This is a genomic window from Corynebacterium sp. HMSC072A02, from assembly GCF_001810085.1.
Classification (GTDB): Bacteria; Actinomycetota; Actinomycetes; order Mycobacteriales; family Mycobacteriaceae; genus Corynebacterium; species Corynebacterium hesseae.
This window is the reverse complement of the sequence record NZ_KV799830.1, coordinates 1-23,428: the sequence shown is the minus strand read 5'-3', so window position 1 is coordinate 23,428 and position 23,428 is coordinate 1. Positions and strand designations below refer to the sequence as shown.

Annotated in this window: 19 protein-coding genes; 13 read left to right on the top strand and 6 right to left on the bottom strand. The window is 60.4% G+C overall.

Annotated elements, in window-relative coordinates:
• Window positions 1-34: 34 nt before the first annotated feature.
• Window positions 35-1,006: a 2,3,4,5-tetrahydropyridine-2,6-dicarboxylate N-succinyltransferase gene (dapD, locus tag HMPREF2698_RS03440; protein ID WP_070562103.1), complete on the bottom strand. Its 972-nt coding sequence runs from the start codon at window positions 1,004-1,006 to the stop codon at window positions 35-37.
• 18 nt (window positions 1,007-1,024) lie between these two features.
• Window positions 1,025-2,383: an amino acid permease gene (locus tag HMPREF2698_RS03435; RefSeq protein ID WP_070524924.1), complete on the bottom strand. Its 1,359-nt coding sequence runs from the start codon at window positions 2,381-2,383 to the stop codon at window positions 1,025-1,027.
• 91 nt (window positions 2,384-2,474) lie between these two features.
• Here HMPREF2698_RS03435 and dapE point away from each other — a divergent pair, with 91 nt between their 5' ends.
• The 7 genes from dapE to HMPREF2698_RS03400 all read left to right on the top strand — a co-directional run bounded on the left by dapE (window position 2,475) and on the right by HMPREF2698_RS03400 (window position 7,376).
• A complete protein-coding gene (dapE, locus tag HMPREF2698_RS03430; RefSeq protein ID WP_070562101.1) occupies window positions 2,475-3,563 on the top strand; it encodes a succinyl-diaminopimelate desuccinylase in 1,089 nt (362 codons plus the stop codon).
• Window positions 3,564-3,570: 7 nt separating this feature from the next.
• A complete protein-coding gene (locus HMPREF2698_RS03425) occupies window positions 3,571-4,341 on the top strand; it encodes an LOG family protein (RefSeq protein WP_070530393.1) in 771 nt (256 codons plus the stop codon).
• Between the two features lie 26 nt (window positions 4,342-4,367).
• Window positions 4,368-5,180, top strand: coding sequence for a dihydropteroate synthase (gene folP / locus HMPREF2698_RS03420; RefSeq protein ID WP_186312172.1), 813 nt, complete (start codon window positions 4,368-4,370; stop codon window positions 5,178-5,180).
• Window positions 5,181-5,183: 3 nt separating this feature from the next.
• Window positions 5,184-5,921, top strand: coding sequence for a glucosyl-3-phosphoglycerate synthase (locus HMPREF2698_RS03415; protein ID WP_070562097.1), 738 nt, complete (start codon window positions 5,184-5,186; stop codon window positions 5,919-5,921).
• 3 nt (window positions 5,922-5,924) lie between these two features.
• Window positions 5,925-6,224 (top strand): DivIVA domain-containing protein, encoded by a 300-nt coding sequence (locus HMPREF2698_RS03410; RefSeq protein ID WP_070530397.1) that lies wholly within the window; start codon window positions 5,925-5,927, stop codon window positions 6,222-6,224.
• 89 nt (window positions 6,225-6,313) lie between these two features.
• A complete protein-coding gene (locus HMPREF2698_RS03405; RefSeq protein ID WP_010187237.1) occupies window positions 6,314-6,481 on the top strand; it encodes a DUF3117 domain-containing protein in 168 nt (55 codons plus the stop codon).
• A gap of 10 nt (window positions 6,482-6,491) precedes the next feature.
• Entirely contained in the window at window positions 6,492-7,376 is an 885-nt protein-coding gene (locus HMPREF2698_RS03400) for a methyltransferase domain-containing protein (RefSeq protein ID WP_070562095.1), read from the top strand.
• Window positions 7,377-7,869: 493 nt separating this feature from the next.
• Here the strand turns inward: HMPREF2698_RS03400 and HMPREF2698_RS03395 are convergent, their stop codons facing one another.
• Window positions 7,870-9,327, bottom strand: a complete 1,458-nt coding sequence (locus HMPREF2698_RS03395; protein ID WP_070562092.1) for a GH32 C-terminal domain-containing protein — start codon at window positions 9,325-9,327, stop codon at window positions 7,870-7,872.
• An 11-nt stretch (window positions 9,328-9,338) separates the two neighbouring features.
• Window positions 9,339-10,493 carry a glycogen synthase gene (gene glgA, locus HMPREF2698_RS03390; protein ID WP_070562091.1) on the bottom strand — a complete coding sequence of 385 codons (1,155 nt, stop codon included), beginning with the start codon at window positions 10,491-10,493 and terminating at the stop codon, window positions 9,339-9,341.
• 154 nt (window positions 10,494-10,647) lie between these two features.
• Here glgA and glgC point away from each other — a divergent pair, with 154 nt between their 5' ends.
• Window positions 10,648-11,865 (top strand): glucose-1-phosphate adenylyltransferase, encoded by a 1,218-nt coding sequence (glgC, locus tag HMPREF2698_RS03385; protein ID WP_070562089.1) that lies wholly within the window; start codon window positions 10,648-10,650, stop codon window positions 11,863-11,865.
• A gap of 82 nt (window positions 11,866-11,947) precedes the next feature.
• Here glgC and HMPREF2698_RS03380 read toward each other — a convergent pair whose 3' ends face one another.
• Window positions 11,948-12,595, bottom strand: a complete 648-nt coding sequence (locus HMPREF2698_RS03380; RefSeq protein WP_070524945.1) for an O-methyltransferase — start codon at window positions 12,593-12,595, stop codon at window positions 11,948-11,950.
• Window positions 12,596-12,759: 164 nt separating this feature from the next.
• On the opposite strand from HMPREF2698_RS03380, the gene sigE reads away from it, so the two are divergent.
• From sigE to HMPREF2698_RS03365, 3 genes are all read left to right on the top strand, one after another.
• Window positions 12,760-13,425, top strand: a complete 666-nt coding sequence (sigE, locus tag HMPREF2698_RS03375; RefSeq protein WP_070562087.1) for an RNA polymerase sigma factor SigE — start codon at window positions 12,760-12,762, stop codon at window positions 13,423-13,425.
• 84 nt (window positions 13,426-13,509) lie between these two features.
• Complete coding sequence (locus tag HMPREF2698_RS03370) at window positions 13,510-13,977, top strand: anti-sigma factor family protein (RefSeq protein ID WP_070562086.1); 468 nt, start codon at window positions 13,510-13,512, stop codon at window positions 13,975-13,977.
• A 70-nt stretch (window positions 13,978-14,047) separates the two neighbouring features.
• Window positions 14,048-14,620 carry a twin-arginine translocase TatA/TatE family subunit gene (locus HMPREF2698_RS03365; RefSeq protein WP_070524949.1) on the top strand — a complete coding sequence of 191 codons (573 nt, stop codon included), beginning with the start codon at window positions 14,048-14,050 and terminating at the stop codon, window positions 14,618-14,620.
• A gap of 7 nt (window positions 14,621-14,627) precedes the next feature.
• Here the strand turns inward: HMPREF2698_RS03365 and HMPREF2698_RS03360 are convergent, their stop codons facing one another.
• Complete coding sequence (locus tag HMPREF2698_RS03360; protein WP_210384655.1) at window positions 14,628-15,767, bottom strand: Mrp/NBP35 family ATP-binding protein; 1,140 nt, start codon at window positions 15,765-15,767, stop codon at window positions 14,628-14,630.
• A 162-nt stretch (window positions 15,768-15,929) separates the two neighbouring features.
• Here HMPREF2698_RS03360 and HMPREF2698_RS03355 point away from each other — a divergent pair, with 162 nt between their 5' ends.
• Both HMPREF2698_RS03355 and HMPREF2698_RS03350 read left to right on the top strand, forming a co-directional pair.
• Entirely contained in the window at window positions 15,930-16,706 is a 777-nt protein-coding gene (locus HMPREF2698_RS03355) for a hypothetical protein (protein WP_070562082.1), read from the top strand.
• Between the two features lie 439 nt (window positions 16,707-17,145).
• Window positions 17,146-23,428, top strand: a 6,283-nt coding sequence (locus HMPREF2698_RS03350; RefSeq protein WP_070562081.1) for a G5 domain-containing protein, incomplete at its 3' end; no start/stop codon positions are given.

Here is a 23,428-nt window from a genome sequence, read left to right as displayed (position 1 = left end):
CCCCCGCAGAAACGGGGGCCTCAAGCAACAGCGCTTAGTTCTTGTGCAGATCCTCGTTGAGGGCCACAGCCTCAGACTTCCAGTCCACGGCCTCGACGGCGCCGGTGACGGAGTTGCGGCGCAGCAGAACGCCGGAGACGCCGGAGAGCTTAGAGCCCTTGACAGTCTCGCCCTCGGACAGACCCAGGGCCTGAGCAATCTTGCCAAAGACCGCAATCTTGGTGCCGGCGGTGACGTAGAGGCCGGCTTCGACGACGGAGTCGTCGCCAAGCGAAATGCCCACACCCGAGTTCGCACCGAGCAGGCAGCGCTCGCCGATGGAGATGACCTCCTTGCCGCCGCCGGAGAGGGTGCCCATGATGGAGGCGCCGCCGCCGATATCGGAACCATTGCCCACGACGACACCCGCGGAGATGCGGCCCTCGACCATGGAGGCGCCCAGGGTGCCGGCGTTGAAGTTAACGAAGCCCTCGTGCATCACGGTCGTGCCCTCGGCGAGGTGGGCACCTAGGCGTACTCGGTCGGCATCGCCAATGCGCACGCCGGACGGGACGACGTAGTCCACCATGCGCGGGAACTTATCGACGGAGTAGACAACGACCGGACCGCGGGAAGCGAGGCGGCCGCGGACCATCTGGAAATCGGCAACCGCGCAGGGGCCGTAGTTGGTCCACACCACGTTGGCCAGCTTGCCGAAGATCCCGTCCACGTTCAGGCCGTGAGGCTTGACTGCGCGGTGAGAGAGCAGGTGCAGGCGCAGGTAAGCGTCGTAGGTATCGGCAGGTGCTGCGTCAAGGTCCGCAATCTTAGTCTCCACGGCGATGCGGGCGACGCCGCGTTCCTCATCGGGGCCAACCAGGTCAGCGAATTGCTGCGGAACCTCCTCCAAGCGCTCGGTGCCGCTGGCGTCTACAGAAATATCGGTGTGAACTGCTGGGAACCAAACGTCCAGGACGGTGCCGTCGTGGGTAATGGTTGCCAGGCCGCGTGCGGATGCTGAAGTCATAGGCTCACACCCTAGCAGCTACGCCTCTGTCGTGCGCCGTGAGTTACCCGGTAGTAGGTGAAAGATCACAACCAGGGCCACGGTCAGGATGAGGACGGCGAGGACTTGGTTGCGGGCGGAGGCGTCGAAAAGCATAAGAATTGTGAGGCCGACCAGCGCTAGGGCGGTGAGCCACGGCAGCCACGGGAAGCCCGGGACGCGCAGCGTGGTGAGCTCGCCGTTGGCCTGCATCTGTGGGTGCAGCTTGATATAGGAGGCCACGATGAAACACCAGATGACCAGCAGGCAGCCGCCAACCGCGTTGAAGAGGAAGGCCAACAATCCCGGCGGGTTCCAGTACTGCAGCACCACCGATGCAAAGGCGAAGATGATGGAGAGCACCACCGCAAAAATGGGGGAACCGGAGGTGTTCGTCCGAAGGAAGATGTGGTGCGCGCTATGGTCCTTCGCCATGTCATAGACCAGACGGGAGGTGGCGTAGATCTGTGCGTTGAAGGCAGAGAGCAGCGCTAGGGCGATGATGGCTTCCATGAATCCCGCAGCGAAGGGGATTTTCGCGGCGGCGAGGACCAGCGTGAAGGGCGAGTCCGCGGCGACGTCGGCGTCCTGGATGGAGCTGAAAGGCAATGCCAGCGTGATAACCAGGATGGAACCGATGTAGAAGACCATGATGCGCACGATGATGGCGCGCACCGCAGTGGCGACGTTGTGCGCTGGATCCTCGGACTCGGCGGCGGCAATGGTGACCAGCTCGATGCCACCGAAAGCGAAAGCCACGGCGAGTAGGCCGGCAGCAAAACCGGGGCCGCCGTTGGGCAGGAAGTTCTCTGTGAAGTTATGACCTGCCAAGGAGAGGTCCATTCCGGGCAGGATTCCCAGCGCCATGAGCACACCGACTCCGAGGAAGGCCACAATCGTGGCTACCTTGATGATGGCGAACCAGAACTCGAATTCGCCGAAGCCGCCCACGGCGGCAAAGTTGACCACGGCGAAGAACACCACAGCCACCAAAGCCGGTATCCACGGATCGACCCCGAACCAATTCGAGATAATGGCCGCAGCACCGGTAATCTCCGCGCCCATCACCATGACCAGCATGAACCAGTAAATCCAGCCCAGAGTGAACCGCGCCCACGGCCCAAAAGCCTGTCCTGCATAAGTGGAGAACGCGCCCAGCGAAGGGCGTGCGGCGGCCATCTCTCCGAGCATCCACATCACCAAGGCGATGAGCGCGCCAGCTACCGCATAGGAGATGAGAACGGAGGTGCCGGACACCTGAATGCCTAGGCCCACGCCCAGGAAGAGCCCCGCACCCACCGCGGATCCGAGACCCATCATGGTGAGGTGGCGGGTTTTAAGTTGTGTGGCCGCTGCCATAGGGTGATCACCTTCAACGCTATTGATTGTTTGTAATGGGAAGTACTTTACGCAATGCGCTGAGCATCCGGGGGCGCTAGCATGGCGGGTTGTGACTTTAAATCTCTTCTCCGATCCCATCGAGCTCACTAAGGCCCTGGTGGATATCCCGAGCCCTTCCCATCACGAAGAGGCGATCGCCGACGCCGTCGAGGAGGCCCTGCGCGATCTGGACCAGGACACGGTGGAGGTGCAACGCTATGGCAACACCGTGTGTGCCCGGACGAACCGGGGTTTTGAAAGCCGCGTGGTCCTAGCCGGCCACATCGATACCGTTCCTCTGGCCGATAACGTCCCCCACACCATGTCGGAGGACGGGGAGATCATGTATGGCTGCGGCACCGTGGACATGAAGTCGGGCATGGCCGTCTACCTCAACGCTTTTGCGCAGCTATATAACTCCGACGAGCTGAAGCACGATCTCACCGTCATCGCCTACGAGGGCGAGGAGGTTGCCACCGAGTTCAACGGCCTGGGCCACCTGCAAAAGGATCACCCGGAATGGCTGAAGGGGGCCCTCGCTCTGCTGGGGGAGCCTTCCGGCGCCATGATCGAGGCCGGCTGCCAGGGCACCATTCGCGTGCGCGTTACCGCCCACGGGACCCGCGCGCACTCGGCCCGCGCCTGGCTGGGCTCCAACGCCGCCCACACCTTGGTGCCGGTGATGCTCAACGTGGCCAATTACCAGCCGCGCGATGTGGAGATTGACGGCTGCACCTACAAGGAGGGCCTCAACATCGTCCACCTCGAATCCGGCGTGGCCACCAACACCATCCCGGATGAGGCCTGGATGTTCGTCAACTTTCGCTTCGCCCCGGACCGCAGCTCCGAGGAGGCGCTGGCGCACCTGATGGAGGTCCTCGGCGAACACGAGAACATCACCGTGGAGGTCGATGACATCGCCGGCGCCGCCCTGCCCGGCCTGGGCCAGCCGGCGGCACGCGCGCTTGTCGACGCCGTCGGCGGCAACGTCCGCGCCAAGTATGGTTGGACCGACGTGGCCCGCTTTTCCGAGATGGGGACCCCAGCCGTCAACTTCGGCGCTGGTGACCCGGGCTTTGCCCACAAGAAGGACGAGCAAGTGCCCGTCACCCAGATCACCGAAGTCTCGACCGCACTCTTGAACTACCTGAAGGGATAAGACCACCATGACGCCTGAGCAACTGCGCACTCTGCGCGGACCACTTCTCGTGCGTACTGCTGGAGAGCAGTCCTCCACCTTTGACCAGCGCCTGCTGCAGTCCGGCGCGGATCACGAATGGCAGCACGCCGATCCCTGGCGCGTCCTGCGCATCCAAGGCGAGTTCGTGGATGGTTTCGACGCCCTGGCCAAGCTGCCCAAGGCGGTGACCGTCTTCGGTTCCGCTCGCACCCCGGAGGAGGATCCGAACTACCAGCTAGGTGTGGCCTTGGGGCGCCGCCTCGTGGAGGCTAAGTATGCCGTCATCACCGGCGGTGGCCCCGGCATCATGGAGGCGGCCAACCGCGGCGCGCACGAGGCCGGAGGGTTGTCTGTGGGCTTGGGCATCGAGCTTCCGCACGAGCAGGGCCTGAACCCCTACGTGGATCTGGGGCTTAACTTCCGCTATTTCTTCGCCCGCAAGACCATGTTCCTCAAGTACTCCCAGGCCTTCATCTGTCTTCCCGGCGGCATGGGCACCATGGATGAATTCTTCGAGGTCATGTGCATGGTCCAAACTGGCAAGGTGACCAACTATCCCATCGTGCTCATGGGTACTGAATACTGGTCCGGACTGGTGGAGTGGATGAAGAAGACCCTGGCCGAGGGCGGGTTCATCAGCGCCGAGGACCTCGATCTCTTCCTGGTTACCGACGATATCGATGAAGCCGTCGCCCACATCCTGGCCGCGCACAAGGTCATGTCGGACAAGCGCCTGCGGGAGCAGGAGAGCAAGTGACCCAAGCGCACAACCTCGCGCGGGTCATGGCGATTGTGAACCGCACCCCAGACTCCTTCTACGACAAGGGCGCCACCTTCGAGCTCGACCCAGCAATCCAGCGCGCGGAGCAAGCGCTTGACGACGGCGCCTCCATCATCGACATCGGAGGCGTCAAGGCCGGCCCGGGTCAGCATGTCGACGCCGCCGAGGAAATCGAGCGCGTCGTGCCCACCATCGCGGAGCTGCACCGCCGCCGCCCAGAGGCGCTGATTTCCGTGGACACGTGGCGCGCTGAGGTAGCAGATGCCGCGATCGCTGCGGGTGCCGGTCTGGTCAATGACACGTGGGCCGGCTGGGACCCAGAGCTCATCGAGGTGGCTGGCCACCACAAGGTAGGCTACGTGTGCTCGCACACCGGTGGCGTCACCCCGCGCACCCGCCCGCACCGCGTGCACTTCGATGACGTTGTTGCCGATGTCATCAGCGAGACCACGCGGCTAGCCGAGCGAGCGGCCGACCTCGGTTGCCCGGAGGAGCTGACGTTTATCGACCCTACGCACGACTTCGGCAAAAACACCTTCCACGGCTTGGAGCTGCTGCGGCGCATCGACGAGATCGTGGCGACCGGCTGGCCGGTGCTCATGGCATTGTCGAACAAGGACTTTGTGGGGGAGACCCTCGACCGCGCCGTGGACCAGCGCGTCGCAGGCACGCTGGCAGCGACGGCATGGTCGGCGGCACGGGGCGTGGCGGCCTTTCGCGTCCATGAGGTGGCCCCGACTCTCGACGTCATCCGCATGACCGCCGCCATCCAGGGCCAGATGGCTCCCTTGGCCACGACGCGGGGGCTAGCCTAAGCCATGACCGACAGCGTTTCTGTGGTTATCCCTGCGCTCAATGAGGAGCGTACAGTCGCGCACGTGGTGCGTGCTTGCCTGGCGGATGAACCTCAAGAGGTCATCGTTATTGATGCGGACTCGAGCGATGAAACTGCGGCTGAGGCACAGGCGGCAGGGGCTCAGGTGCTCAATTGGCGGGAGATCCTGCCTGAGAAGCCCCGACCAGGCAAGGGTGAGTCCCTCTGGCGCGGCGTGGCGGCAGCTGAGGGCGACATCGTTGTCTTCATCGATGCGGACCTGGAATCCGCCGCGCCCGGAATGGTTTCCGCGCTCACAGAGCCTTTCATCGATCCGCACATCCAGATGGTTAAGGCGCGTTACCAGCGCAGCTTTCAAGGAAAGCCCACGGGTGGCGGGCGCGTGACCGAGCTGACCGCCAAGCCGCTTTTGCGACAGTTCTTCCCAGAGCTCGCATACATTGACCAACCACTCGGCGGCGAATACTCCTTAAGACGCGCGGCCGCCATGGAGCTGCCGTTCGTGGAAGGGTACGGGGTGGAAGCGGGGCTGCTGATAGACGTCGCCAAGCGCTATGGCCCCTATGCCCTCGCCGAGGTTGACCTGGGCACCCGCACCCACCGTAACCGACCATTGGAGGAGCTGGCCCCGATGGCCGATGTGGTTGCGCGCACCATCCTGTCCCGTGCTGGCGTGGTTGGGCCTGTTGCCCAAAGGCCACCATTGCTGGGTAGGATTTAGCGCATGATGTCCTGGATTCTTCTTATCGTGGTGCTCATTGCCCTCATCATCATCGGCACGTGGGCGTGGGGAAGCTTCGTGGGCCGGGGGCCTGTCATGGGCGCTCCCGACAAGGCCGTGGATACCGATCGAGAGAATCTTCGGGCCCTCGAGGAGGGGCGCTTCGATGACCTGCGCTTTGACGTGGTTGCGCGCGGCTACCGCCAGGACCAAGTGGATGCCCTGTTGGCGGCAGTGGAGCGCCATTGGGGTGCCAAGGCGGCGTCATCGGGCGAACCTTCAGAACCTTCGGTTCAAGCCTAGGCCGAGCCTACAACGACGAGTCTGCCGCCGGCGGCCGAAAAAGAGCTAAACTAGAAGGACGTACAAAATACAGTCGAAGGAGACTCAATATGGCAGCGATGAAGCCCCGTACCACTGGTGGAGAGATGGAAGCGGTAGAGGAGTCCCGCAAGATCGTCATGCGCATTCCTTCTGACGGGGGTGGGCGCATTGTTATTGAGCTCAGCAAAGAAGAAGCAGCGGAGTTGGGTTCACTCCTCGTAGCAGTTTCTAGCTAGTCTAGGGAGCATGCTTTCACATATCGTCGATATTCTGGCCGATCCCGCCGATGGCAGCGCCCTTGAGGGCGCAGATGATTTTTCCCGCCTCGTGTCGGAGACCGGCCATTCCTATGACGTGGCCAAGCAAGGCTACGTCACGTTGGCAGCTGGTGCGGGTCTGAAGCATCAAGGTGACGATGCCGCGATGGTCACCGCCCGTGAAACCTACCTGGCTATGGGGCATTTCGCGCCCTTCGTGGAGGCAGTCACTGGAGCGGTGCAAGATTCTTTGGAGAGTCAGGACGCGGCTCAGCAAGCAGGCCTGAATGAGGACACCGCCCCCTCGCTCCTGGAGGTAGGCGCCGGCACGGGTTATTACCTGGCGCACACGCTCGATTCGATTGAGGGCGCTCGCGGCGTGGGCCTCGATATCTCTACGCATGCGGCTAAGCACTTGGCCAAATCGCACGAGCGCGTCGGCGCCGTGGTTGCGGATGTGTGGGAACGCCTGCCCTTGAAGGATGATTCGATCCATGCCATCTCGGTGGTCTTCGCGCCGCGCAATCCGGCGGAGTTCCAGCGCGTTCTCGCACCCGGCGGGGAGGTCATCGTCTTGACCCCGCAGTCCGGTCACCTGGATGAGCTGCGAGAGCCGCTGGGAATTCTCGGCGTGGAAGAAGGCAAGGTGGATCGCCTCTACGCCCAGGCGGAAGGGTTCCTTAAGCAGGCAGCGGATCCGGTCGATATTTCTTTCCCCATCGTCTTGGACAAGGCGTCCATCGCCGCGCAGGTAGGGATGAGCCCCTCGGCGCGCCACATTAGTCCGGAAGAGCTGGCAGAGCGCATGGCCTCCTTGCCGCAGACGTTGACTGTGACGGCCCACGCCCGTCTGGATCGTTTGCGCTCGGCCTAACTCATCGCTTGCGCTCGGCTTCTCATTGCCAGCCCTTGCTTTTCAGCCCCGGGGAACGGCCCTTCTTTCTTCGGAACAGGCCTCCTCTCTTCAGAACGACCCTTCGCGCTCACCGGCAGTGGGTCCGTCGGAAGGTTTTAGCTCTTCGGTGAGCGCGAAGGGCGGGGCGGCCTGTGAAGCAACCACCCCGGGTCTTTTTGCTCACTGTGATCTGGAGCTTGCGTTGACGCGCTGGCTATTTCGCTGACCCCTCCCCTCGAATCCTCCCCTCGACTCCTCCCTTCGCGCTCACCAAGAGCCTCGATCAGCCGCCAAGACCGCTCCCGGTGAGAGCGAAGGGAGGAAGGGGAGCGAGTGGAACTGATGAGTCATGCGCGAGAAAAGATGACCGCGGGCACAGGGGCGCTACGGGTCTGGTACTTCACAGTGGGCCCGCACACAAAAGGAGGCCCAGTCGCCCTGGGCCTCCTTCTATAATCGTCGTTCGATGCTCTTAAGAGAGCTTGGTGCCCTTCCTGTTCCAGGACTGCTCAATAGTAGCCTCGCCCTCGGTGCTGACCTCGATAGCAGAGCAACCACCCTCGAAGTAGACGCGGGAGCTCATGGCGACCAATCCGCCGTCTACGAACACCTCAACGCTGGCACCGTCCTGAATGACGGTGAGGGTATCCGAATCGCCCTCGGCCAGCTTGGCCACTGCTGGGGCGGAGTCCTTGAAGTAGTTGTCGAAGGCCTTCGACATGGAGCGGTCCAAGCTGATTTCCTCGCCCGTGTGGCGGATGACCGCAGCGGCGTCACCGGAGCCATCCTTCAGCGTGACGGTCACGCTCGAGCCCGCCGGTACCTCCAATACGCCTGTCCAAGACCGTGCGTAGTCCGAGAGCTTCACAGCATCTGGCAGCCCCTCCGCCGGAGTCTGGTAGAGCACACCGCCCTGCAGCGTGACTGCACGTGGCAGTGACAAGCTATTAGCCCAGTCCTCAGCCTCCCACGTGGGGTGCTTGGTAGCGTCATCACCGCGGCCATTGCCATTGAGCAGGCCGAGGATGACTGCGCGGTCGTAGCGGCGCTCCTGCGGAATCGTTCCGGTCGTGGTGTTGGTGTTGCGTGGCCGGGAGAAGTCATGGCCATAGTCCACGCGCTGGAAACCTCGTGCCACGGTGAACACGGTGCCGTCGAGGCGGCCCACGATGTAGCCAGAAACGTCGCGGCCCTCGCGCTCTAAGGTGACGAAGAGGACATCGTAGATTTCCCTATCTACCTCGTCACGAAGGCGCACCAAGCGCGGTGACACCACCGGCGGGATGGGGGAGGTAGCCGGGACTTCGCCGTCTTCGAAGCCAGGGTCGCCGTCGAAGCTCAAGGGCCCAAGAAGAGTCCAAGATTCGCCATTGGGGCTGTCCAGAATTACCGGCATAGGGGCATCGGAATGACCGGTCAGCGCCAGCATCAGCCAGCCATCGTGTCCCTCTTCGCGGTCTTCCTTGGCCCAATCCGGGACCACGGAAGGCGAGCGGAAGCGGTCATAGTTGGTGTGGGCGCCCACGGCCTCCCCAAAGCGGACGACATCCGGATCGAGCGCAGAAGGGTCATCAGACACGATGCATTCATCGGCGTAGTCGGTATACCGCGCCAAGCGCACGCTGGTGCCCACCGAGGTCACCGAGGTGAAATAAAGGTTGAGGGCGTCCTTGCCCTCCGCCACTGAGCCTGCGCGTAGTGACAGCTCGCCACCGACGGGGGCGAGGACGTCGTCGCAGTCCAGCCACGCGAAGGCTGTTTCCTCGGAGGTGGAATGGCCCCAGCGCGCAGGCTGGCCAGCGTCAGGGCGGTACTGGTGGAACAGATGCCAGGTATGACCGTCCCGGACGATTCCTGCGGGGGCGTCGAGGATCCCGCTATCGGGAACGAAGTGAAGTTCTGGGCGATGGTGCGTTTCTTTATGCGTCACGGCAGTCCTTCCTACATTAACGAGCGGTAAATGTCCACGGTCTGCTGCGCGATGGTAGCCCACGAGAAGTCCTCGATGGCGCGCTGGCGGCCCGCAGCACCGAAGCGTTGTGCCAGCTCTTTATCGGCAGCAACGCGGTTCACGGCGGCGGCAAGATCGGCTTCAAAGGTGGCGTCGTCATCTGCGTCATAGTTGACCAAAACACCAGTTTCGCCGTCCACAACGACCTCGGGGATGCCGCCCACATTGGACGCCACCACGGCGGTGCCACAAGCCATTGCCTCAAGGTTGACGATTCCCAAAGGCTCATAAATTGAGGGGCAGACGAACACATCGGCGCCGGAGTAGACCTGCTTAATCTCCTCGCGCGAGAGCATGTCCTTGACCCAGAACACGCCGTCACGCTGGGCGCGCAGCTCCTCCACGAGGGCCTCGGTCTCCGCTGCAATCTCCGGCGTATCGGGTGCGCCGGCACACAGCACAAGCTGAATGTCTTGGTCAAAGTTCTGGGCAGCCTTCAGCAGGTGCTTGACGCCCTTCTGCCGGGTGATCCGCCCCACGAAGGCGACGATGGGACGCTGCTTGTCGACGCCCAACTTATCCAGCACCGCCGACTCACCCGGTTGCCATACCTGAGTATCGATGCCGTTGAGGACCACGTGGACCTTGTCGGCGTCGATGCGGGGGTATGCATCCAAGATTGAGTCCTTCATTCCGGCCGACACCGCGATGACGGCGTCAGCGTACTCCATGGCGTTCTTTTCCGACCACGAGGAGATCTCATAGCCACCACCAAGCTGTTCGCGCTTCCACGGGCGGTGGGGTTCGAGCGAGTGTGCGGTGACCACGTGGGGGATGCCGTACAGGCGGCTGGCAAGGTGCCCACCCAGTCCCGTGTACCAGGTGTGGGAGTGAGCCACATCAATATCGGAGGCGGCGTTGGCCATGCGCAGCCCTGTGGAGAGTGTCTGCAGTGCGGCGTTAGCCTCCTTCAACGAGGGATCAACGCCATGCACAAACACATCCTTCTCGTCGCGCTCAGAACCCATGCAGTGAACTGAAACATCGATGATCTCGCGCATGAAGCGCGTGAGCTCTGCAACGTGGACGCCCGCTCCGCCATAAATCTCCGGCGGATACTCCTTAGAAAAAATTCCGGCTCTCATAACCGCCAGAATACGGATTATCCACAGCTCGCGCTAAACCTTGAGAGGCCATGTGGCGCGTAGGCCTGCGGGGGAGGCGAGAGGCAATCAAAAGGGGGTAAAAACAAGCACTCTTCGACTGCGCGATCCAGAAAACGTCTATAGATTGGGTGATGTGAGAAGCCTTCCAAATGTCCTTGCCATTGTCCTTGCCGGCGGTGAGGGAAAGCGCCTTTTTCCTCTGACGGAAGACCGCGCTAAGCCCGCCGTTCCGTTCGGCGGTTCCTATCGCCTGATCGATTTCGTGCTGTCCAATCTTGTCAACGCCGGTTTCCTCAAGATTGCGGTGCTGACCCAGTACAAGTCCCATTCTCTGGACCGCCACATTTCCCAAGCGTGGAACCTGTCTGGACCCACCCCGCAGTACATCGCTTCCGTGCCGGCTCAGCAGCGTCGTGGTAAGCGCTGGTACAACGGTTCGGCCGATGCCATCCTGCAGTCGCTGAACCTGATTTATGACGAAAAGCCGGACTATGTCATCGTCTTCGGCGCCGACCACGTCTACCGCATGGACCCGGCCCAGATGGTGGAAGAGCACATCGCCACCGGTCTGGATTGCTCGGTGGCGGGTATCCGCGTCCCGCGCTCGGAGGCTTCCGCCTTTGGCTGCATTCAGGCGGATGGGATGGGCACGATCACGGAGTTCGTCGAGAAGCCTGCCAATCCTCCGGCGACCCCGGATGACCCGAACATGACCTATGCCTCTATGGGCAACTACGTCTTCACCACGCAGGCGCTTATCGACGCGTTGCTGGAAGACGAAAAGGATGAGGATTCCGCCCACGACATGGGCGGCAACATTATCCCTTACTTCGTGAAGCGCGATCAGGCGCACGTCTATGACTTCATGGCTAACGAAGTACCCGGTTCCACGGAGCGTGACCATGGCTACTGGCGTGACGTCGGTACCATCGACTCCTTCTATGAGGCGCACATGGACATGATTTCGGTGCACCCAATCTTCAACCTGTACAACCGTTCGTGGCCTATTCATTCCACGGATGACTCCAACTTCCCGCCGGCGAAGTTTGTGCAGAACGGTATTGCGCAGTCCTCGATGGTGGCTCCGGGTTGCATCATTTCCGGTGGTACGGTGCGCAACTCCGTCCTAGCTTCGGATGTGCACGTGGCGGATGGGGCGACGGTGGAAGGCTCCGTCATCCTGCCGGGTGTGCGCATTGGCCGCGGTGCGGTGGTTCGCCACGCCATTCTGGACAAGAACGTGGTGGTCAGTGATGGTGCCATCATCGGCGTGGACCGCGAGCGCGATGAGGAACGCTTCAAGGTCTCCGAAGGCGGCGTGGTTGTCGTGGGCAAGAACGTCAGGGTCTAAGCCGCGCTATCTCTGCACCGAAAGCGGGCGTGCAGGTGGTGTGATTGCCACCTTCGCGCCCGCTTTTGTGGTGCTTGGTGGGCTAGAGCTTCGTGATGAGTGTCAGGCCCGCGCCATAGGGTAAGCGGGTGACGGCGGCGTCGTCGAGGGAGCGAGCAAACTCGTCGGCCTCGCGGGCGGCGGCGGTGTCGCGGTCGGTGCGGGAGGGGTCGGCCACGGTGCCGTCGAGAAGCGCATTGGCCAACACCAAGGTGCCGTGCTGATGGAGCAGAGGCCAAGCTGCCTTGAGAAGCGCAGGCATGTCGAGGGCGGGGACCTCGGCGTAAATCACCTGGTATGTGTCATTAGCCAAGCGGCCCATGATGTCGAGGGGGCGGGAAGGAAGGAAGCGCCCGCGGCTAGGGGAGTAGCCGGCATCGCGGAAGGCCTGCTTAGCGCTGGCCTGGTGCTCGGCCTCTGGGTCAATGCATGTCAGGATTCCGTTGTCCGGCATCCCCGCCAACAGGTAAAGGCCCACGACAGAGGCAGCGGGGGTAATCGCCACCGCTTGGGGGCGGGAGGCGGTACCGGAAGAAACCGCGGCGAGCGTGCTGAGCAGTTGGCCGGTGGCCTCATCCGGCGAAGGAAGTCCGTACTCCTCCGCGTGGGCGCGGGCGGCGGCGAGTACCTCAGAGCTCTCGCTGGTGGATTCGATATAGGTTCGCATTGCGTCATAAGCCGTAGTAGTCACAATAGAAAACCATAGTGAACTCGCTGCAGCTGCGCGCCGAGAATCGCCCGCGATTGTCCTCTCCGTGTGGCACAAGAAGCGCATGTAAGAGGAGTGACGGATTCACAGGCTGCTCACAGTGCGCTGGCTGGAGTTTCGGCCCGCACTATAGAATGATAATCCTCATGACCACACAGCAGCGCAGTGTTGAGCCCGCTCAAAGCACTCGTGATTCTTCTTCCACCGTCAGCTCTTCCGAGAACGCAGAAGCCCAAGAGCTGACCGGAACCGCAGCGTTCGACGCTGGCCAGGGTGATATGCCCTCTTGGGGGGAACTCGTTGCCGAACATGCTGATGGTGTCTACCGTTTGGCCTACCGCCTCTCCGGTAACCAGCATGACGCTGAGGATCTTACGCAGGAGACTTTCATGCGTGTCTTCCGCTCTTTGAATAAGTACCAGGCCGGAACCTTTGAGGGCTGGCTGCACCGCATTACCACGAACCTCTTCTTGGACATGGTCCGCCACCGCTCCAAAATCCGCATGGAGGCCTTGCCGGAGGATTATGAGCGTGTCCCCGGCACTGACATGACCCCGGAGCAGGCCTACTCGGTGGCTAACCTCGACCCGGCGTTGCAATCGGCACTGGATAACCTTGCACCTGACTTTCGTGTTGCGGTGGTGCTCTGTGATGTCGTTGGCATGAGCTACGACGAAATCGCCGAAACTCTCGGCGTGAAGATGGGTACCGTGCGCTCTCGAATCCACCGTGGCCGCTCCCAGTTGCGCGCCGCATTGGAAAAGGAAGCACAGACCAACGCGGACACCCGCAGCCTGCTGCGCACGCGCTAGACTGGGCAGCGTTTAGCCTTAGGACTGCGAAACTCGCAGCTAAGTGAAGGTTTAAAGCACGCGCTGAGTTGAGGTGACGTTGAGGTGAAGGAATCAGGGCATAAGAAGTCCTCGGGGGATCAGGATCATGGCCACTCCCTAGGCTTGTCCGGATTCTTTACTGAGGCCCAAGCCAAAGTCCGCGATAAAGCCAAGTCACGCGCTCAGCGCGCGGATACGATCGGCCATTTGGGGCCCGAGGCGGTCGTCGCCTTTGTCGACGGTGAAATGCCGGCCAAGTATGCCCACCGCGTGCGCGTTCATCTCGTGCACTGTGCGGAGTGCCGTGCGGACATTCACCACCAGCGCAATGCCGCCGAATGGATTCGGGAATGCAGCGTGGATTCCCACGTCAAGGCGCCGGATTCCCTCATGGCTAAACTTGCGGGTATTGCTAATCAGGGCGCTGGGCCTGGGCCGGACGCGGAGATGCCCGCGCATCGGCCTCGCCAAGACTTCCTTGACAAGGTGGAGATGGTTGTGCGCGCCATCCGGCATAACCAGCGGGGCTGACTTATAAGCCCCGAAGCCTTCCGCGCGCCCGTCGCCCTGTCACCATTAGCGAAGTAGTTAAGATAGTTTCGTGTTTTCCTCAATTGGTTGGGTAGAGATCCTTGTCATCGTGCTGCTGGGTCTGGTGATCATCGGCCCCGAGCGCTTGCCCGGTGTGATCATGGACGTGCGTGCGGCGATTTATGCGGCGCGTAAAGCAATTGCCAATGCTAAGGCGGAGCTCAACGGTGAGATGAGCGGTCTCGGCGCGGAGTTCGATGACCTTCGCGTACCGCTGAGCCAGGCGGCGGAGTGGACGCGCATGGGGCCGCGCGGGGTTATCACCAAGGCGCTTTTCGACGGCGACGAGTCCGCCTGGGACGATTTCAACCCGAAAAAGATGGCTGAGGACATCAAGAAGAGCACCAGCCCGTACGAGCACGACGCAGAAGTAAACAACCAACCCGCGCCGCAGAGACCAGCGCAGCCCGCGCCACAGGAGAACCCCGCGCGGCCGACGTTTGATTATTCGCAGGTCTACCCGGACCTGGGTGCGCAGCAGTCCGTGGAAGAGCGAGCGACTAACAAGAAAACGACACAGCCCCCGCGCGGCGGGAATGCATCCGCCGGCGAGGGCAGCTCCTCCTGGGAGGATGTCACCTAAGGCCCGATTAGTTCTTGCGGGTCACGCCCAAGCCGAGCTTCTTGCCCACGAGGGAATCGGAGCGCACCGCAATGGAATCCGCCACCTTGGTGATGGCTTGCGTAGCGGGGGAGTCGGGCGCGGAGATGACGATGGGGGTTCCGGCGTCGCCGGCGGCGCGCAGGCTCGGATCGAGCGGGATGCTGGCCAGCAGGGGAACCTCGTGGCCCAGCAGTACGCTGAGGCGCTCGGCCACCACGCTGCCGCCACCGGAACCGAAGATGTCCATGGTGGAGCCGTCCGGCATGACCATCGCACCCATGTTCTCAATCACGCCGGCCACGCGCTGGCGCGTTTGTTGCGAGATGGAACCGGCGCGCTCGGCCACCTCGGCCGCGGCCGCCTGCGGGGTGGTCACAATCAGCAGCTCGGCGTTGGGGATGAGCTGGGCCACCGACAGTGCGACGTCGCCAGTACCCGGCGGCAGGTCCAACAGGAGCACATCCAAGTCACCCCAGAAGACGTCCGCGAGGAACTGCTGGAGGGCGCGGTGGAGCATGGGCCCGCGCCAGACGACGGGCGCGTTACCCTCCACGAACTGGCCAATCGAGATGTGCTTGATGCCGTGGGAGACGGGGGGAAGCAGCATTTCGTCGTCAAGCACTGTGGGGCCCGCCGTGGAACCCAGCAGGCTGGGCACGGAGTGGCCGTAGATATCGGCGTCGACGATGCCGACCTTGAGGCCCTTGTTTACCAAGGCAGCGGCCAAGTTCACCGTGACGGAGGACTTACCCACGCCGCCCTTGCCGGAGGCCACCGCGAAGACGCGGGTGGTGGACTCGGGCTTGGCAAAGGGGATCTCCGGCTCGGCCTGTCCGCCGCGCAGCTTCTGCTTGAGCTCTTTACGCTGCTCATCGCTCATCGGTGTCATGGAGATGGTGATCTCGCCGACCCCGTCTAGTTCGGAAACGGCTGCGCGGGTATTGGACTCGATGGTGCTCTTCATCGGGCAGCCCGCGATGGTGAGATAAAGCTCGATATCCACGTCCGAGCCGGTGACGGTCACGGACTTCACCATGCCAAGCTCAGTGATGGGGCGACCGATTTCTGGGTCATCGACGCGGGTGAGCGCGTCGCGAACGGAAGATTCAGTAATAGCGCTAGTCATAACCCGCACCAGTCTAGTCGCCCGTGGCTGAGGAGAGCCACACCGCGTCAGGGCAATGGGATGTGTAAAATTCAGCCAGATGCTGCGCCTGAAGCGCTGCAGCTGCACAGTAGTGACATGTTGTGGTTTATGTCCTGCTCCATGTCTGGTTTAAGAGAAAGAATGCGCCCTATCTTGATGCCCCGCGAAACCTCACGTTCCCGAACCTTCTCCCGCGTTGCTGGGGTGGCCTTGGTGGGGGTTGTGGGGGCGTCGCTTAGCGCCTGCTCGGGATATGAGCCCAAGCCAGACCCCAAGCCTGTTGCCTCGGCGCCAATCACCATCATGATCGACCCGACATCCCATGAACAGCGTGTTTTGGCGGAAATCTACCGCCAGACCCTCCGCGATGAGGGGCGCGCGGCCACCGTTTCTCAGGAAAACATGCTGGTGCGTCGGGGCGGTGAGCACGTCAGCGGGGTCAGCACTAACGGCAACTTCTTCGTCGGCTGCACGGGTGAATTCTTAAGCGTCTACAACCCGGAGGAAGCCCGCTCAATTTCCAAGGACTACGTGGCCGCCCAGGATGAGGGCACGAAGGACGTGGACTTTTTGGAGCGCACCCACGTCGCGCTCATGGCCTCGCTGCCCCCGGAGGTCTCCGTCGTGGAGCCTGCCGGTGCCGAAGGCTGCCCTAATTCAAAGCCGGAGCTTCCACAGAATTACGTCGTGGTCTACCAAGACGGGCTATTTAACCGCGATGAGAAGCTAGAAGTTGCCTCCTTTACCAAGTTCCTCACCGCGCAGGACCTCGATGAAGTCGTGGAGGAAGTGGAGAACTCCGAGGACTTTGAGGAGACCGTACGCGCCTGGATGGAGGCCAACCTCATGCAGAACCTCAATGAAGAAGGCGACTCCAACTCTTCCGGTGGTTCGGATTTGGTCCATGAGGAATCATAAGGGAAGCAAGCATAAGGGGTAGGGCCTAGCCACCTGGGGTGTTGATAAGGGGCTGCATAAAGCGGCCATGAACACGCCCTGCTTGGCGACGTCTCCCAGTACCGCCCGCCCTCTACGTGCAGAAACCGGAGAGTATCTCACAAGGCTGGCAATTCTGGGAAATCTATACTTGCCATATAGTTGTGTGTTTATTTTTAAAAAGTGCAGGTAAAATCCGTTTTTTATTGCGACTTTATGTGTGGGAGGGTATCCTTTTTAGCGTTCACCTGCCTTTTTCCTGTCTATCCTCTAGGGAATCTGTGAGGAACTGTCTTGAGAAGTCTCTGCGACTTTCGGGTTTCCGCACTGTGGGGTGGAGCAGGGTACTGCCTTTGAAAGGACCTAAGGAATGAATGCATCAAGGAACGACACCGCTCGGCGACGCTCTTCCCGTAAAGGGATGGCAGCTCTTTCTGCTATTACACTCGCGCTCAGTGGGCTGAGCATCACCTCTTTTAACACCGTGATGCCCGAGGCCACCGCCGCTCCGTTCACTGGCGGCATCCGCGACAAGTCGGGAGCGGTGGAGCAGGATGCCCAGAAAGCCTCCGACCTGCCGGCCGGTTCGTGTGTTGTCTCGGAGAACGCTCCGCAGGGTAGCCAGGCTGGTTTCAGCTGGAAAACCTTGGAGCCGAGCGCGAGCAGCCCCGACAAAACCCGGTGGGGTTTGAGCGTCGCCTTTGATAATTCGAAGGACCGCACGTTCGCTGATTGGAGCTTTACCAGCGGAGGTAGGATGGGCACGTACCTCGATGCAGCTCAAATTCCCGCCACGGATGCTGGTCAAACCTTTGTTGACAAGGTAGTTACCCACAAGGCCGACGAAATCCTCGGTATTACTGCTTCTGGCCCACAGCGAAACCTGAACCTCTATGCGGAACTGACCGATGCGAAAGTCAAGCAGTTCGCTGAGGCCACTGCCGCTAACCCGGTTCGTTACGCCTGGCAGGGCAACTATAAGCAGGAGAATCCCGACCCAAAGGTTAGGGCCACCCAGGGAGGCAACGCAAACTTTACAGCCGTCGTAAACCCGTGGCCGAGCGAGAACATCGAATGTAATCCGATCTCGGTATCGTGGGAGAACCGAGAAAAGCTGGTGATCAGGCCGGGCGAAGAGCTCAAGGTCGGCAAGATTAACGTTCCAGCGATTAAAGACGGGGGCGTGGATGATTCCCTGTCCCGCATGGTTGTGGAGGCCTACGACGCCCAGGGTAGCTTCATCGGAACGAGCGACACCGCTGCTTCCGGTGGCGGCACGTCGAGCCTGCGTATCGATCAGACTACCGGCGATATCTTCTACACCATGCCGGAGTACAAGGGCACGAAGCTGAGTCAACAGCAGGGCATGCGGTTTAGCGTATTAGCAAAGCCGCGTTCTGTGGAGCAGCTTCAAGCTGCCGCTGAGAAGAATAACGGCGAAGGCAGTGCTTTTGATAGCTCTAATTCGCTTTCTCGCTACAATAAGGCCAACGTAGTGAGCAACTATCAGTGGAGCTTCGATGACACCCAGTTCCACGATCCGGAGTATTCTCCGGTCCAGCAATCAGTGACCTCTGGCGTTGATAAGACTTCGAATACAGTTGTCACTGGGCCCCAAACTCTTACCTATAAGCAAGTTGGTGACAAGATTGCTGACCTAGTGAGAAGACGTGAGGACGGCGGCGTCGAAGCCGAGGTGAAGCTTGATAAGCGCTACGTTTATAGGGGTTGGGACGCCGAGCTAGATCCAAACACCTATGACGTCACGGTCACGACCCCAGCCAATCCGATGCCGGGCACGTTCGCTCAGCCCCGTATTATCGTCACCTATTCCAATGGCTCGCAAGATATTATTCCGCTGCTCGCTGTCATCGACCCGAACGATACTCAGGTTACGGAATTAGCTGTCAGGGGAACGGTTGAGGGCCCAGCAGGTAAGGAACTTGTTTCCGAGCTTGATTTAAAGCCCAGCTTTGAGGGATACGACCCAGTCTGGCCCAAGTCTTTTGATGTTGACCCTACGTCCGTTCCGGAAGGATGGAAAGTAACGGTCGATGATGACGGAACTGTGAAGGTCAAGGCGACGTCGCCGGAAGCTGCTGCGAACAACACCAAGATTTTGCCGAGGGTTATCGCTACCTACCCAGATGGGACGACCGATACCGTTGAAGTTCCCTTCCAGATCGTCAATGCGATCAAGGTTCCGGACTACACCGCGGAATCCGGCCACGTAAATGAAACGGTTACGCTTCAGCCAACCTTGCCGGAGATTGGCTTGGGCGGTCGCGCCGATGACGAGAAGCCCAATCGCTATACCTTCCCCGACGGTAATTTGGAGTACAAGTATGGTGACTGGACAGTCACTATTGACGAAAAGACTGGTGAGCTGACGTCGACGATTCCGGAAACAGCTATACCTGGCGCGCGACTAACCATCCCAGTGAAGGCTTACTACGCTACGGGCGCTACCCCACAGGTGGTGACCGGCACCATCAACGTTATTGGTGATGGCACCGGCAAGGACTTCGCTTTCTACCCTGCGCAGGTGACTAAGGCAGGGGAGAAGGTGACTTCGGATATCGATACGATGTTGTCCGATCCGAAGCTCGCTAAGTACAAGTTGCCTGATAACTTGCCGCAGGACTGGAAATTCGACATTGATGAGAAGGGTACGGTTACCGCAACCCCGGATGTGACTGTGCAGAACGGAACGACTGTCACCGTTCCGGTAGAAGTAACCTACCCAGACGGTTCCACCGCTACCGTTCCGGCAGAGTTTACGGTCATCGATGCCTACGCGCGTACGAATGATCCCTTGTATCCGACAGTTACGGGCCGACCAGGCGACTTGGCGGTCAGCCAGGTTGACCGCACTAACATGCACGAAGCTTCTGAACCGAAATTCTCCATCATTACGGATCCGAATGATCCGGACTATATTGCGCCTCCGCGTAATTTGAAGTGGGAAGACGTAAAGATTGACCCGGATACGGGTGTGATCTCTACCCCGATTAGCAAGCGAGCGCTTCCTGGTAGTTCCGCGGATATTCCTGTTCGTGTCACCTATAAGGACGGCTCGTCTGATAAGACCATCGCCACCGTCGTCGTTGTGGCAGAGATGCGTCAGGTTTACGAGGCACAGTACATGCTGCAGACCACGACGCCGGGTGGCGTGATTACGTCTGACATCACGGACGAATCAAAGATTCCCGAGCGCGACCTAGCTAAAGATCCGTCGCAGCGCTACAAGGTGCCTTCCGACGTCGATGGTTGGAAGGTCAGCGTCGACGAAAACGGTGTCGTCACCGCTACCGCACCGAAGGACGCTCGACCTGGTGACGGTGTGAATGTCCCTGTTACCGTCAAGTACCTCGACGGTTCCACCGACACGGTCTATGCACCGTTTAATGTCAAGGGGAACCAGAAGGACATCAACAAGCCTACTTACCCGGTCGAATCCACCAAGCCGGGCACCGAGGTGAAGCGTTCCGTTAACCGGGACGGTGCACCGGACGGCACGACATTCTCCTTCGGCATGGACGGTGACAAGCTGAAAACTGAGGACACCGTTGACGGGTGGACCTACAGGATCGATCCGAAGACTGGTGAGGTCACCGTAACCCCGCCCGATGGCTCTAAGCCGGGCGACAAGCCCGCAAAGCCGGGCGACAAGCACGTACACAACGTGACAGTGACCTACCCTGATGGCTCAACTGATGAGGTTCCAGTCACCACCGTGGTGAACTTGACCCAGAACTTCGAGGTCGATCCAACTTACCCGCCAGAGACTACGTTCCCTGGTGAGACGGTTACCGCACCGCTTACGATTGATCTGCCTGAAGGTATTACCGTGGCGGAGGATCAGCCATACAAGATCACTCCGGCTGATGGCTACACTGCAACTGGGAATAAAAACGAGTTTGGTAATCCGACGTACACGGTCGCGACGGCCAACGGCAATTGGCTGGTCGGCCTGGATGACAAGGGCAACGTAATTGCTACTGCACCTAAGACCGCGAAGCCGGGTGATTCTATCAAGGTTCCGGTCACGGTTACCTACTCCGATGGTTCCACCGATCGGATTTATGCACCGATCAACATCCAGGATGCCCCGACGCGCGAGGTGCCGTTTGATGTTGAGTACAAGTTTGATGACACCGTCCCGCAGGGTACCTACAAGGTCGAAACCGAAGGTGTTCCAGGCACAGAGGTACAGGACCGAAAGGGCAAGTGGTCGCAGACCAAGGCTCCGGTCAATGAGGTCGTCGTCATTGGTACCAAGCCCGCAAAGGCTACCGATGAAATGACCTGGACCATGGCTACTGGTTTCGATACCATCATGCGTCCGAACCCGGCACTCAAGCCGGGTGAGGTGAAGGTTGTTCAGGAGGGCGAAGCTGGTGAACGCACCATCACTGCGAAGTTCGACGCCACGCTTGAACCTGGTGGCGTTCCGACGGTGAAGACCACGTCCGATACCGTGATCAAGGACCCGAAGCCACGCATCGTGGAGTACGGCCCGCGCCTTGACGATCAGGAATTGGTCTTCACTGAGAAGAACCGTGTTCCGTTCGAGACTGAGGTTAAGTACGACCCGAACCTGGAGGCTGGCAAGCAGGTCATTGACCAGAAGGGTGAAGAAGGCGAAGAGACCGTTACGACTAAGCAAAAGCTTGTCGACGGTAAACCTTCTGGCGACCCGGTAGTCACCAAGGAGCAGACTAAGGCTCCGGTCAAGCAGATCATCCGCGTTGGTGGCAAGACCACTGGTGAGAACACAGAGACCTTCAAGACGGAAGCTCCGTTCAAGGTTGTTGTGAAGTACGACCCGAACATGCCTGCTGGTGAGTCCAAGGTGACAACGCCAGGAGTTCCGGGTGAGAAGACGGTGACGATCAAGCGCAACATCACCAACTCGAACCCGGACGGTAAGCCGACGGTCTCTGAAGAGATCACGAAGCAGCCTGTCGACGAGGTCATCACCGTTGGTACCAAGCAGGCCACGGCGACCGATAAGGTCGAGTGGACTGAACCGATTCCATTCGGCACGACTCTGCGACCGAACAATGACCTCGCTCCGGGCGAGACCAGGGTCGTCCAGGAAGGTAAAAACGGCGAGGCTTCCTATGCTGCAACCTTCATCGGCACCAACGGTGAAGCACAGGTTGCGGAAAGCAAAGCCCGCACTGAACCTGTTGAGCGCATCGTAGAGTATGGCCCACGCGCTGAGGACACCTCTGTGGTAACCAAGACTGAGAAGCCGGTGCCGTTCGAAACGAAGATTACGTTCGATAACACCTTGCCGGCTGGCGAGCAGGTCGTCGACAAGCAGGGTGAGCTCGGCACTGATGTCGAGACTTCTACTCAGAAGATCGTGGATGGCAAGCCTTCCGGCGAGCCGACCGTGACGACTGAGCGCACCAAGGAGCCGGTTGCGGCCGAGATTCGTGTGGGTACCAAGACGACCGGTGAGAACACTGAGTCTTTCAAGGCTGAGGCTCCGTTCAAGGTTGTTGTGAAGTACGACCCGAACATGCCTGCTGGTGAGTCCAAGGTGACGACGCCTGGTCAACCGGGTGAGAAGACCGTGACGATCAAGCGTGACATCGTCAACTCCAAGCCAGGTGATCCGCAGATCACCGAGGAGATCACGAAGCAGCCGGTTGATGAGGTCATCACCGTTGGCACCAAGCCTTCGGACACTTCCGAAGCTTCGGAGAAGGTTGAGTGGAAGGCTCAGGTTCCATTCGATGTTGAGACCCGACCGAATCCGGATTTGAAGCCGGGTGAGATCAAGGTCGTTCAGAAGGGTGTACCGGGTGAGAAGTCCTATACCGCAGACTTCACCGCCAAGGGCGACCAAGCCACGGTGACCCCTGAGGAGAAGCAGACCAAGGATCCGGTCAATGAAATCATTGAGTACGGTCCGGCACCCGAGGACACCTCTGTGGTGACCACGGTTGAGAAGCCTGTCCCGTTCGAGACTGAGATCGTCTTCGATCCGAATCTGAAGGCGGGTGAGCAGGTCGTCGATATGCAGGGCGAGCTGGGTACTGAGGTCGTCACTTCCACTCAGAAGATCGTGGACGGTAAGCCTTCCGGCGAGCCGACCGTGACCACCGAGCGCACCAAGGAGCCGACCAACGCGATTATCCGTGTTGGCACCAAGACTGAGGCTGTCACCGAGAACGTCGAATGGACCGAGAAGACCCCGTACGAGACCGAGATCCGTGTGAACCCGGACCTGGAGCCGGGCGAGTCCAAGGTTGTCGAAGAAGGTACGCCTGGTGAGATCAAGCACACCGTCACGGTGACTGTTGATAACGGCGAGGTGAGCAAGGAGGAGTCTTCTGAGGAAATCAGCAAGCCTTCCCCGCGCATCATCGAGGTTGGTCCGGCTGAGAACGAGACCGAGCTGACGGACAAGCACACCGAGGAGATTCCGTACGAGACCATCATTGAGTACGACCCGAACCTCGAAGCGGGCAAGGTCGAAGAGGACCAGCCTGGTGTCAATGGTGAGAAGGAAGTTTCCAAGACTTGGAAGCTTGTCAACGGTGAGCCTGTTGGCGATCCGGAGACTAACGAGACGGTGACGAAGGAAAAGCAGGATCGGAAGATCCGCGTTGGCACCAAGTGCAACTGCGATAAGCCGGCGGACCCAGGCACTCCGGACAACCCCGACACGCCGGACAACCCGGATG

Excerpts from the sequence above, each read along its gene's own strand:
- dapD (WP_070562103.1), bottom strand. The coding sequence starts at position 1,006 with ATGACTTCAGCATCCGCACGCGGCCTGGCAACCATTACCCACGACGGC.
- HMPREF2698_RS03435 (WP_070524924.1), bottom strand. The coding sequence starts at position 2,383 with ATGGCAGCGGCCACACAACTTAAAACCCGCCACCTCACCATGATGGGT.
- HMPREF2698_RS03425 (WP_070530393.1), top strand. The coding sequence starts at position 3,571 with ATGACGCCTGAGCAACTGCGCACTCTGCGCGGACCACTTCTCGTGCGT.
- folP (WP_186312172.1), top strand. The coding sequence starts at position 4,368 with ATGGCGATTGTGAACCGCACCCCAGACTCCTTCTACGACAAGGGCGCC.
- HMPREF2698_RS03415 (WP_070562097.1), top strand. The coding sequence starts at position 5,184 with ATGACCGACAGCGTTTCTGTGGTTATCCCTGCGCTCAATGAGGAGCGT.
- HMPREF2698_RS03410 (WP_070530397.1), top strand. The coding sequence starts at position 5,925 with ATGATGTCCTGGATTCTTCTTATCGTGGTGCTCATTGCCCTCATCATC.
- HMPREF2698_RS03405 (WP_010187237.1), top strand. The coding sequence starts at position 6,314 with ATGGCAGCGATGAAGCCCCGTACCACTGGTGGAGAGATGGAAGCGGTA.
- HMPREF2698_RS03400 (WP_070562095.1), top strand. The coding sequence starts at position 6,492 with ATGCTTTCACATATCGTCGATATTCTGGCCGATCCCGCCGATGGCAGC.
- glgA (WP_070562091.1), bottom strand. The coding sequence starts at position 10,493 with ATGAGAGCCGGAATTTTTTCTAAGGAGTATCCGCCGGAGATTTATGGC.
- sigE (WP_070562087.1), top strand. The coding sequence starts at position 12,760 with ATGACCACACAGCAGCGCAGTGTTGAGCCCGCTCAAAGCACTCGTGAT.
- HMPREF2698_RS03360 (WP_210384655.1), bottom strand. The coding sequence starts at position 15,767 with ATGACTAGCGCTATTACTGAATCTTCCGTTCGCGACGCGCTCACCCGC.
- HMPREF2698_RS03355 (WP_070562082.1), top strand. The coding sequence starts at position 15,930 with ATGCGCCCTATCTTGATGCCCCGCGAAACCTCACGTTCCCGAACCTTC.